The organism is Rhodococcus sp. 852002-51564_SCH6189132-a (genome assembly GCF_001665495.1).
In the GTDB taxonomy this organism is placed as follows: domain Bacteria; phylum Actinomycetota; class Actinomycetes; order Mycobacteriales; family Mycobacteriaceae; genus Rhodococcus; species Rhodococcus pyridinivorans.
Genome location: NZ_LZMJ01000050.1, coordinates 68,188 through 79,075, shown reverse-complemented (window position 1 = coordinate 79,075; position 10,888 = coordinate 68,188). Strand labels below are relative to the sequence as shown.

The following is a 10,888-nucleotide window of genomic DNA, read 5'->3' as shown; positions in this document are numbered from 1 at the left end:
TCCGGTCGCTGCCCCCCCGCCCCCCCGCACCCCGCGGGGCCCGGCCCCCCCCGCCCCCCCCCCCCCGCCCGCGCCCCCCACCCCCCCCGCCCCCCCCCCCCCCCCCCCCCCCCCCCCCGCTGCGATGTTCGTGTGAGCGAGGGTTCTATCGGAGACCGAACGAGTTCCCGATGATGTCGCGCTGGATCTCGTTGGTTCCGCCGTAGATCGTCGCGCCGAGGGCCGCGCGCACGTGCTGCACCATGTCGAACTCGGTGGAGTAGCCGTAGCCGCCCATCATCTGCATGCACTCGAGGGCCGTGTTCTTGGCGACCTCCGTCGCCTCGAGTTTGGCCATCGACGACGCCCGCGCCAGACCCTAGGGGTCGTCGAAGGCACGTTCGGCGACGCCGAGCATCTGGGCGGCGAGGATCAGCCGCTCGGTCGCCGGCCCGGGCATGAGCTGGGACCAGCCCTGGCCGACCTCACCGACCACCGAGTCGGCGGGCAACTCGCAGTCGGAGAAGTAGAGGTCGTCGACCTCGGTACCGTTCAGGGTGTCGATGCCCTTGACGGCAACGGTGCAGGAAATCGTCCATGCGGAGGAGGAATCCGTCCAGTGCCCGCGGGCACCGGCGACCTCGGCGCTGGTCAGCTGCATCGCGGCTCGCGGACTCGCCCGCTCGTAGCGGGGTCAGCAGCTCCGGATCGTCGAGCAGATGGGCGCGTTCGCGCAGCCCGTCGTCGAGCACGAGCGGCCCGAAGATCTCGTTCCACCCCTGGATCGGGATGTCGGTCTCGACGACCTCGTGCCCGAGATCCGACAGGATTCCGGCGACGGTCTCGACGGTGCGGGCGACCGCGGGATCGACCGGACGTCTGTCCGGGCGCCGGAAGAAGGCGATCCACCGGTGCCGCACCGTGGTGCGTTCGAAGGTCGTCTCGGCGAGGATCTCCGTCATGATGCGGGCGTCGTCCACCGTCCAGGCCGGCGGGCCGGCAGTGACGAAATCAGTCATCGCGCGGAAACCCCGTTCGTCCGCGCACGATCCGGTGGTCGGCTTGAACCCGACGAGTCCGCTGAAGGCCGACGGGATGCGGATGGACCCGCCGCCGTCCGAGCCGAGCGCGATCGTCGCGAGACCGGCGCCGACGGAAGCCGCGGCGCCACCGCTCGAACCGCCCGGCGTACGGGACGGACCCCACGGGTTCCCGTCTCCCGGCCGAGCAGGTTGTCGCTGGTCGCGCACTGGCAGAACTCGGGTATGTGGGTCTTGCCGGGCATCACCGAGCCCGCGGCGCGCAGCCGGGCGACGGCACCGGAGTCGGACCGGGCGATCCGCCCGCGCTGGGTCGGCCTACGTCTGGTACGCGCAGGACGCCCTGCAGGAGACGCCCATACCGCTCGAACGTGCCGCAGAGATCGTCACGCGTATCTGGCATCGCGCCCTCTTCGATCCCGGCCGCTGACGGATGTTCCGTCCGGCTCCGGGGAACCTCCTCGAGGGACCGGATTCCCTTGCCCTCGAGAGGAATCGGTTACGCGCGTTAACAGAACTGCAACCATCGCTGCGTTTCTTCCCATTATCGTCTGTTTCACGTCAGCGATCGACGTTCTCGTTGCACACCGCGCGTTCGCGCATTCCTTCCCTTTGAGGAGTTGCCATGTCCGAGACCACCACCGTGCCCGCATTCCGAGTGACCTCCGGTTTCTGGAAGAACCTCCCGCAGATGTCGGTCGACGAGTTCCCGGGAACGAAGGGCTACATCGACGACGTCCACCCGAATCCCGAAGGCTGCCCCATGGCCTCCGGCTACTTCCGTCTCGAACCCACCGAGGCGCCCCTCGACTACACCTACGAATACGACGAGATGAAGGTCGTCCTCGACGGCGAGTTCCGCCTCGAGAACCTCGACACCGGCCAGGTCGAGATCGCCCGTGCGTACGACGCGATCTTCTTCCCCGAGGGATCCCGCATCCGCTTCACCACCCCCGAAGGCGCGCTCGCCTTCTACGTCGGCCTCCGCTCCTTCGCGCCCTAGGAGATGCCGTGAACGTCTGTATGGACACCACCAGTGTGCCGAGGTGGGACGAGGAACGGAGCATCGCCGGCGGGGGACGGACCTTCACGATCCTGTCCTTCGGCGACGAGGCCGCCGAGCAGGCGCGGAATCTCTTGCTGTCCTTCGACGGTCGGCGGGTGGACTGGATGCGTCTGCCCGCCGAGTGGGGCGACACGGCTGCCCGCGTCCTCCGACGGCAGCTCGACGCCTCCCGGGTCGGCTGCCGACTCGTCCTCGTCGGATCCGAGGCCGCCGTCCTCGCCGCAAGGGCCGTGGCGGTGGCCGGCGGGCTCGTCGACGAGGAGATCATGCCCGTCCCGATCGACACCGCCGACCGCGCGGTCTACTGCGCACACTGTCACACCACCCATCTCGCCGACGTCGAGGTCGGCCGGTGCACCACCTGCCCGAACTGCCGCGCGGAACTCGTGGTCTACCACCATGTCTCGCGTCACCACGCGGCCTACCTCGGTTACATGATCGACGCGGAGGAACGCTGATGACCCTGATGTCCGACAGCCCCGCAACGAACGTGCCGTCCGACGCCGGCCTGGTGCTGGCGGTCGACGAGGTCACCGCACTGACCCCGACCGTGCGGCACATGCGGCTGGTCGCGTCCGACGGCGCACTCCTGCCCTCCTTCACCCCGGGCAGTCACATCGTCGTGACCTGCGGAACCGGGCCGGAGGGGCAATCCCGCCGGAACTCCTACTCCCTCACCGGACCCGGTTTCGAGCCCGACCACTACGGCATCTCCGTACGGCTCGAGGAGGACGGCCGCGGTGGCTCCCGCTGGATCCACTCCCTGCGAGCGGGGGACAGGGTGCAGGTGAGCACCCCGCGCAGCGCCTTCGCCCCGGTCCTCACCGCGCGGCACCACCTGCTCGTCGCCGGCGGAATCGGCGTCACCCCGATCCTGTCCCACGTCCGCGCCGCCGTGCAGTGGGGCCGCTCGTTCGAGGTGCACTACGTCCACCGGGAGGGCGACGCCGCCCACCTCGACGACCTGGAGCAGCTGTGCGGCGACCGCCTCCACCTCCACACCGGCCGCGACGGCTTCTGGGAGCACATGGGACCCGCGCTGCTGGACCAGCCGATCGGCACCCACCTCTACGCGTGCGGCCCGGCTGCGCTCATCGACGAACTCACCGACCGTGCCGGTCGCGCCGGCTGGCCCGGCGCCCGCGTGCACTACGAGCACTTCGGGGTCGGCGACCTCGACCCCGGCGAACCGTTCACCGCACACCTCACCCGCAGCGGCGTCGACGTGGACGTCGCCTCGGGTGTCAGCCTCCTCGAAGCGCTCGGATCCCGCGGCATCGCGGTCCCCAGCCTCTGCCGTCAGGGCGTGTGCGGGGAGTGCCGGCTGCCCGTGGTGAGCGGCGACATCGAACACCGCGACCTGTATCTCGGCGCCGCCGAGAAGGAGGCCGGAGACTGCCTCATGCCGTGCGTCTCCCGCGCGAACGGACCCCGATTGGAGCTGGATCTGTGAGTACCACGATCGACCTCGAGGCCCTCGGCGACAGCGCGGCGATCCCCGACCGCATCGCCCGCTTCCCGTTCCCCTTCCCCCGCGACACCTACCGCTACAGCACCAACGTCGAACCCGCCGGCAGTGTCGTGGAGACACCCGTCGGGGGATGGGGGACCCACCCCGTCGACGTCGACGGCCGGTACCGGGAGGATCTCGCCGAACGCACCCGCATCCTCGCCGAGGACCCCACCCGGTTCCAGGCTCTGCCGCACATGGAGATCGCCCAGTGGGACGCGATGCTCACCCTCATGCGGATGCTCACCGACGCCCACCCCGAGACGTTCTCGCTCGACGGGGACGGTGTGGCCCGGCGATTCACCAACCGGGCACTCGGCGTCGAACAGTCCTTCGTGTTCGGTGATCCGTCCACCCTGCCCGAACCACCCCTGCTGTTCGTCGGCAGGCACCTCCAGGAGGACGTCGTGCTGCTCGACCAGCGTGAGGGTGCCCTCTGGGGCGACGCCGGACTGGTGACCTTCGCCGCCGACTGGTCGCTGCGCTTCGACGTCGGCATGAGCTTCCTGCAGATCCACGGGCCCGTCCCGCGCGTGCACACCGAAGGGGTCATCCCGCGCGCCCAGCAGTTCCTCATGGGCCTGCAGCCCGGCCGGCAGTACCGCCGCACCAACTGGTCGCTCAGCGTCGACCGCCTCCTCGACCAGTCCACCGAGACCTATCCCGTGTGGGGACGCGACCGGCGGCTGCTCGCCGAGGGGCCGCTCGAGGACGTGGGGCGCCGGCTGAACCTGCGCGTCGAGGTCCAGCACCTCGTGCGCCTCGGTGTCTCCGGCGCGATCATGTTCCTCATCCGCACCTACCTGCTGCCCTTCGAGGACATCGCCCGCGTACCGGAATGGGCCGAGCGGTTGTGCCGTGTCCTCGAGGAGCTGCCCGAGGATATGGCCGACTACAAGGGCATCACCCGCACCCGCGAACCGGGGGTGCGCTGGCTCCGCACCTACGGGGGTGTGCGGTCGTGAAGGCCTCCGGATTCGTCCACGGCGACCCACCCGCACTCGACCGTGCCGGTCGCGCCTTCCTCGTCCTCGCCGCGAGCGACTGCGAACTCGCGCGAAAGGCGTTGCGGCACTGGATGGCCGACGCCTCCGAACTTGGACGCGACGCCGCCGCCCTCTACGACCCGACACCCGGTCGCGCCGCCGAAGCGGTCGCCGCGCTGCGGGCGGGATCACGCATCCTCGTCGCCGGTCCGGCCGCCGAGGCCATGGCCTACACCGCCGCCGCCCGGCAGGCCGGCGCCCTGCCCTGCGAACTCATCACCTACGTCACGTCGACGGTGACGCTGACGGTTTTCTGCCCCCACTGCGAGACGACACAGCGGGCCGACGCGCGACCCGGCGACAGGATCTCGTGCGCCGGGTGCGGGATCTCCCTCGAGATCCGCCCGCACCTGTCGAGTCACCACGGCACCTATCTCGGAGCCGTCGCCTGACAGAACCGACCGGAAGGACCGAATGTGACCGTTACCAGCGACCTGTCCTATCTCCCGTGGCCTTTTCTCGAAGGTGAGAACAGATTCCGCTACGGGGTCAACGTCGAACCCGCCCGCCGCCGCGTCGACACGTTCGCCGGCGGCTGGGGCGAACACATCGTCGACCTCGGACCTGACTACGTCGAGATGATGGCCCTGCGACAGGGGATCCTCGAGCGGGACCCGCACCGGGTCCGCTACCTCCCGCACATGACCCCGGCCTCGTGGGACCTGCTGATGTTCTACTTCCGCGAGATGGCCGCGTCGTATCCCGACCTCATGACCCTCGACCGCCTCGGATCCGGATACCGTTGGCGCAACCAACCTCTCGGAATCGACTGCACCTTCGTCCCGGGTGATCCGGAGACGCTGCCCGAACACCCGCTGGTGTTCGTCGCCTGCCAGATCCCCGACGACGTCCTGCTCGTCACCGAACGCGACGGCCACCTCTACTTCGACGCCGCCGTGGTGACCTCCTCCGCCGACTGGTCGGTGAAATTCGACATCGGCATGAGCATGCACGAGATCCACCGTCCCGTACCCGGTCTCACGCGCGACGGGGTCACCGACCGGGCCGAGCAGTTCCTGCGCCGGCTCACCGCCGACCAGCCCTACCGACGGGTGAACTGGACCTTCTCGGCCGTCGGCTCGCGGCGCCGCGACACGAGCCTCGAGACGATGCCCGAGTGGATGGACGACATCCCCCGCCTGATGGCCGAGAAGGACTGGGGGAGGATCCAGCTGCGCATCGAACTCGAGCACCTCATCCGGCTGCCGACGACCGGTGCGATCGTGTTCAACATCCGCACCTACATGGCACCCCTCGCCGAGATCGCCGCCTACCCGCAGTGCGCGTACCAGCTCGCCGACATCGTCGAGGAGCTGCCGCGCGAGATCGCGCAGTACAAGGGCATCGACGAGTACCGGATGGAGGCGATGGCCTGGCTGCGCGAACGAGCAGCCTGAGGCCGCGGGGCCCCTTCACCGCGCGCCCGAGGTCGGTGGCCGGTCCTACGATGACGGCCATGGCCGCACCCAGGATCGACGTGGACGAACGCCGGGCACGACTGGCCGTCCGGCACCGGTTGCATCCCGCCCACCGCGCCCCCGACGCCGTCGACGCGGCGACGTCCCTGGTGTGCCTGCACGGCACCGACCCGGCGACCGTCTACCTGTCGGCGTGGGCACGTGTGGACGGGTTCACCGTGGCCGACCTCGACAGGGCGCTCTACGACGACCGCACCATGGTCAAACACATGGCCATGCGGCGCACCGTCTTCGTCGTCCCGCTCGACACCCTCCCGGTGGTGCAGGCCGGGGCGAGCGCCCGGGTTGCCGCCGCACAACGGCGCACGGTCGTCAAGGACGTCGTGAAGGCCGGATTGCACGACGACGGCGAGAGCTGGCTCGACGAGGTGAGCCGCCACATCCTCGCCGCCCTGGCCGACGGGCGGGAGGCGACATCGAGCGAGCTCAAGGCCGAGATCCCGCTCCTCGACGGCGCGCTGGAGTTCGGTGCCGGCAAATCCTGGGGTGGGCCGGTCACCTTCGCGCCTCGCGTGCTCACGGTGCTCTCCGCCGAGGGGAAAGTGGTCCGGGCGTCGAACAAGGGGTCGTGGCGGGTTTCGCGCCCCACCTGGACGCCCACCGAGTCGTGGCTGGGCTCGGCCGTCGACCCCGTCGACGAGGCGACGGGTGTGCGCGAACTCGTGCGGATGTGGCTGCGCGCATTCGGTCCCGGCACCGAGGGGGATCTGAAATGGTGGCTCGGCTCCACCCTCACTGCCGTCCGCGCGGCCCTCGCCGAACTCGACGTGGTGGAGGTCGATCTCGACGGCCGTCCCGGCTACCTCCTGGCCGACGACGTGGACGAGCCCGCTCCCGTCGAACCGTGGGGTGCGCTGCTGCCCGGTCTGGACCCCACGGTCATGGGGTGGACCGAACGCGAGTGGTATCTGGGGCCGTACAGGGAGGCGCTGTTCGACTCCAACGGCAACGCCGGTCCCACCGCCTGGTGGGACGGACGGATCGTCGGCACGTGGTGGCAGACCGACACGGGAGCGGTGAGCCTGCGTCTGCTCGAGGACATCGGCGCCGAGGGCACCGCGGTGTTACGCGAGGAAGCCGCCCGCCTCGACGACTGGCTGGGTGGGGTGCGGGTGATGCCGCGGTTCCCCACGCCCCTCGCGAAGGAACTGGCGACGGAAGGCAGGTCGTCGGGCACGTCTTCGTCGTAGGCTGCCGACATGGCCGTCGAACCGAGAACCGCCACGCGCCGCGACATTCCGGTCTTCGCTCGGGTGATCGCCGAGGCGTTCTTCGACGATCCGGTCTTCGCGTGGATGTTCCCGGACGAGGAGCACCGTATCCGCCGCATGACCCGTTTCTTCGCCGCCGACGCCCGCCACCACATGGTGCCGTTGGGAGCCACCGACATCGCCGAGTCCGGTGGGACCGTCGGAGGCGCGGCGATGTGGGCGCCGCCCGGACGATGGCGCACCGATGCGTGGACCTCGCTCCGCCTCCTGCCCGGCTTCTACGCCGCGCTCGGCCGCTACATGAAGCGGGGAGGGCAGGTCAACGTCACCCTCGACGCGGCGCATCCGGACGAACCGCACTGGTACCTGTCGACGATCGGCACCTCACCTGATGCGCGGGGGACCGGCCTCGGCAAAGCCCTGATGAAGGCCGGCCTCGACCGCGCCGACGCCGAACACGCTCCCGCCTACCTCGAGTCGAGCAAGGAATCGAACGTTCCCTACTACGAGCGGTTCGGGTTCGAGGTCACCCGCGCCATCGTCATCCCCGGTGGTGGGCCGACCCTGTGGGGGATGTGGCGGCAGCCGCGCTGACGGGATGCTTCCCGCCTTCGGATCAGGCGCCCTGCCAGACGGTGTCGAACGGGGTGTTGGCGGACACGCGGCCCTTGATCCCGGTCGTGACGAAATCCTTCGCGCGGGCTGCGGCGTCGGCGACCGACGCGCCCTTCGCGAGTTCGGCGGTGATCGCGGCGGCGAGGGTGCAGCCGGCGCCGGAGACACGCTCGTTGCCGACCTTCGGTGCCGTCAGCAGGGTGACGTCGGAGCCGTCGAACAGCACGTCCACGGCGTCCTCGCCGTCGAGTTCGACGCCGCCCTTCGCGACGACGTACTTCGGGCCGAGGTCGTGGATGCGACGCGCCGCCTCGATGAGCTGGTCGACCGAGGTGATCTCGTCCATCCCGGACAGGGTGCGTGCCTCGAACAGGTTCGGGGTGACGACCGTGGCGTGGGGGAGCACCTGCGCGCGCAGGGCGTTGTCGGTGTCGAGGGCCGCGCCGGCCTCCTGGCCCTTGCAGATCAGGACCGGGTCGAGCACGACGTGCCGCCAGTCCTGCTTCTTGAGACCTTCGGCGACGACGTCGATCGTCGCGGGCGTGCCCAGCATGCCGATCTTCACCACGTCGAGATTGTGGGCGGCGGTGGCGGCCTCGATCTGCTCGGCGATCACGTCGGCCGGGACGGGGAAGAAGCGGTGGCCCCAGTTGTTCTTCGGGTCGAACGAGACGATGCACGTCGTGGTGCCCACCCCGTACACACCGAGCTGCTGGAACGTCTTGAGGTCGACCTGCAGACCGGCGCCACCGGTCGCTTCCGAGCCGGCGATGACGTATGCGAGGTCGACCATGTGAGTGCTCCGTTCGGACTGGTGACGGCGTTGCCACGGGATGTACCCGCCGAACGACCAGGTTACAGACGAACTCGGTGCCACCCTGCGGACCGCCCACCGCCGCTCCCGATATCGTCCAGGCATGACGGCCTTCCACGAGCTCGACGACTACCTGGCGCTTCCTCGCGTCACCTCCCTCACGATGTCTCCGGACGGGAATCGCCTGGTGATCACGCAGTCGACGCTCGACGACAAGGCCACCTCGTACACCGAGGCTCTGTGGGAGGTGGATCCCGAAGGCAACGCCCCGGCGCGACGCCTCACCCACGGCACCACGGGTGAATCGAACCCGACCTTCACCGCGTCCGGCGACCTGCTGTTCACCGCCGCCCGGGGCAAGGACGATCCGCCGGTGTCGCTGTGGCGACTGCCCGCGGCGGGCGGTGAGGCCGAGCAGGTCGGATCCCGCAGGGGTGGATTCGCATCGGTGCACGCGGCGTCCGAAGCCGACCGGATCGTCCTCGTCGCGTCCGTCCTCGGCCACAGCGAGTCCGACGACGAACGGATCCGGGACGCCCGCAAGGACGGGGCCGTGACCGCGGTGCTGCACACGGGCTATCCGGTGCGCTACTGGGACCACGATCTCGGGCCCGACCAGCCGCACCTGCTCGTCCCGGACAAGAGCGGCGACGGGTTCACCGACCTCACGCCCGGGATCCGAGGGTCGCTGCGGGATGGCTCCGTCGACATCGCTGCCGACGGTTCGTTCGCCGCCGCGACGTGGGTGGTCCCCGGTCCGCTCGCCTCGCGCCGCATCACGCTCGTGCGGGTCGATCTCGGCACCGGCCTGCGCACCCCGCTCGTCGACGACGAGACCGGCGACGTGACGCACCCGTCGATCTCGCGCGACGGGACGAAGCTCGCCTACCTGCACGAATCGATGAGCGACGCGGAGAACCCTCCGCAGATCACCGTCCGCGTCCTGGACATCGCGAGCGGAACCACGACCGTCGAGGCCCCCGAATGGGACAGACGTCCCACTTCCGTCACCTGGCTGCCCGACGGTTCCGGTCTCGTGCTCACCGCCGACGATCACGGACGCGCGCCGGTGTTCGTGCAGCGACTCGGGTCAGCACAGCCCGACCGCCTCACGACGGACGACGCCGCCTACACGGACGTCCACATCGCACCCGACGGCAGCACGGCATACGCGCTGCGGGCCTCCTACGAAGCACCGCCGCACCCCGTGCGCATCGACCTCACCGGACCCGACGCCGGCACCGTCACGCCGCTACGTGCTCCCGCTGCGCTCCCGGAACTTCCGGGACATCTCGTGGAACTGACCACCGAGGCCTCCGACGGCACGCCGGTGCGGGCGTGGTTCGCGCTTCCGCACACGGCGTCCGCCGACGGCCCCGCGCCGATGCTTCTGTGGGTGCACGGCGGTCCGCTGAGCAGCTGGAACACCTGGTCGTGGCGCTGGAACCCGTGGCTCCTCGTCGCCCGCGGCTATGCGGTGCTGCTGCCCGATCCCGCACTGTCCACCGGCTACGGCGACGACTTCGTGCGGCGTGGCTGGGGACGGTGGGGGAGCGAACCGTACACCGATCTGATGGCCGTCACGGATGCCGCGGTCGCGCGTGAGGATATCGACGAGGAGCGGACCGCGGTGATGGGCGGATCGTTCGGTGGATATCTCGCCAATTGGATCGCCGGGCACACCGACCGGTTCCGCGCGGTCGTCACCCACGCGGGTCTGTGGGCGCTGGACCAGTTCACCCCGACCACCGACGTTGCCTGGTACTGGCAGCGGGAGATGACCCCGGAGATGGCGGTCGAGAACTCACCGCACCTGTTCGTCGCCGACATCGTCACGCCCATGCTCGTGATCCACGGCGACAAGGACTATCGCGTCCCGATCGGCGAAGCCCTGCGCCTGTGGTACGAGCTGCTCAACGAATCGGGTCGACCCGCCGAGGACGACGGCACCACCGTCCACCGCTTCCTGTACTTCCCGTCCGAGAACCACTGGGTGCTGAAGCCTCAGCACTCGAAGATCTGGTACCGGACCGTCGAGGCGTTCCTGTCCGAGCACGTGCTCGGCCGCCCGCTCGACCTGCCGGACGAGCTGGGCTGACCGAGGACGTCCGCTCGGGGTCTACTGCCTC

General features: G+C 69.9%; 11 protein-coding genes and 1 pseudogene. 9 read left to right on the top strand and 3 right to left on the bottom strand.

Annotated features, from left to right (window positions below):
• Positions 1 to 145: 145 nt before the first annotated feature.
• Both A5767_RS23735 and A5767_RS23370 read right to left on the bottom strand, forming a co-directional pair.
• A pseudogene (locus A5767_RS23735) lies at positions 146 to 553 on the bottom strand (acyl-CoA dehydrogenase family protein); the annotation flags it as partial.
• On the bottom strand, positions 465 to 1,229 hold the full coding sequence (locus A5767_RS23370) for an amidase family protein (protein ID WP_064852411.1): 765 nt from the start codon (positions 1,227 to 1,229) through the stop codon (positions 465 to 467). The pseudogene A5767_RS23735 and the gene A5767_RS23370, both read right to left, overlap by 89 nt.
• 415 nt (positions 1,230 to 1,644) lie before the next feature.
• On the opposite strand from A5767_RS23370, the gene A5767_RS12360 reads away from it, so the two are divergent.
• From A5767_RS12360 to A5767_RS12325, 8 genes are read left to right on the top strand one after another with little or no spacing between them, the layout of a single operon-like run.
• Complete coding sequence (locus tag A5767_RS12360) at positions 1,645 to 2,022, top strand: cupin domain-containing protein (protein ID WP_060651112.1); 378 nt, start codon at positions 1,645 to 1,647, stop codon at positions 2,020 to 2,022.
• An 8-nt stretch (positions 2,023 to 2,030) separates the two neighbouring features.
• Positions 2,031 to 2,543 carry a dimethylamine monooxygenase subunit DmmA family protein gene (locus A5767_RS12355; protein WP_230809554.1) on the top strand — a complete coding sequence of 171 codons (513 nt, stop codon included), beginning with the start codon at positions 2,031 to 2,033 and terminating at the stop codon, positions 2,541 to 2,543.
• A complete protein-coding gene (locus tag A5767_RS12350) occupies positions 2,543 to 3,538 on the top strand; it encodes a PDR/VanB family oxidoreductase (protein WP_006551169.1) in 996 nt (331 codons plus the stop codon). The genes A5767_RS12355 and A5767_RS12350 overlap by 1 nt, the downstream gene beginning before the upstream one ends.
• Complete coding sequence (locus A5767_RS12345; protein ID WP_082937682.1) at positions 3,535 to 4,560, top strand: heme-dependent oxidative N-demethylase family protein; 1,026 nt, start codon at positions 3,535 to 3,537, stop codon at positions 4,558 to 4,560. The genes A5767_RS12350 and A5767_RS12345 overlap by 4 nt, the downstream gene beginning before the upstream one ends.
• Complete coding sequence (locus A5767_RS12340) at positions 4,557 to 5,033, top strand: dimethylamine monooxygenase subunit DmmA family protein (RefSeq protein ID WP_064852410.1); 477 nt, start codon at positions 4,557 to 4,559, stop codon at positions 5,031 to 5,033. Before A5767_RS12345 ends, A5767_RS12340 begins: the two co-directional genes overlap by 4 nt.
• Before the next feature lie 24 nt (positions 5,034 to 5,057).
• Positions 5,058 to 6,038, top strand: coding sequence for a heme-dependent oxidative N-demethylase family protein (locus A5767_RS12335; protein ID WP_064852409.1), 981 nt, complete (start codon positions 5,058 to 5,060; stop codon positions 6,036 to 6,038).
• 59 nt (positions 6,039 to 6,097) lie between these two features.
• Positions 6,098 to 7,309, top strand: coding sequence for a winged helix DNA-binding domain-containing protein (locus tag A5767_RS12330; protein WP_064852415.1), 1,212 nt, complete (start codon positions 6,098 to 6,100; stop codon positions 7,307 to 7,309).
• Between the two features lie 9 nt (positions 7,310 to 7,318).
• The gene (locus A5767_RS12325; RefSeq protein WP_024100595.1) at positions 7,319 to 7,924 is read left to right on the top strand and encodes a GNAT family N-acetyltransferase; all 606 of its coding nucleotides are present in this window, start codon (positions 7,319 to 7,321) and stop codon (positions 7,922 to 7,924) included.
• 22 nt (positions 7,925 to 7,946) lie between these two features.
• Here A5767_RS12325 and thiD read toward each other — a convergent pair whose 3' ends face one another.
• Positions 7,947 to 8,738, bottom strand: coding sequence for a bifunctional hydroxymethylpyrimidine kinase/phosphomethylpyrimidine kinase (gene thiD / locus A5767_RS12320; RefSeq protein WP_064852408.1), 792 nt, complete (start codon positions 8,736 to 8,738; stop codon positions 7,947 to 7,949).
• A 124-nt stretch (positions 8,739 to 8,862) separates the two neighbouring features.
• On the opposite strand from thiD, the gene A5767_RS12315 reads away from it, so the two are divergent.
• Entirely contained in the window at positions 8,863 to 10,857 is a 1,995-nt protein-coding gene (locus A5767_RS12315; RefSeq protein WP_064852414.1) for a S9 family peptidase, read from the top strand.
• The last annotated feature ends 31 nt before the right edge of the window (positions 10,858 to 10,888 follow it).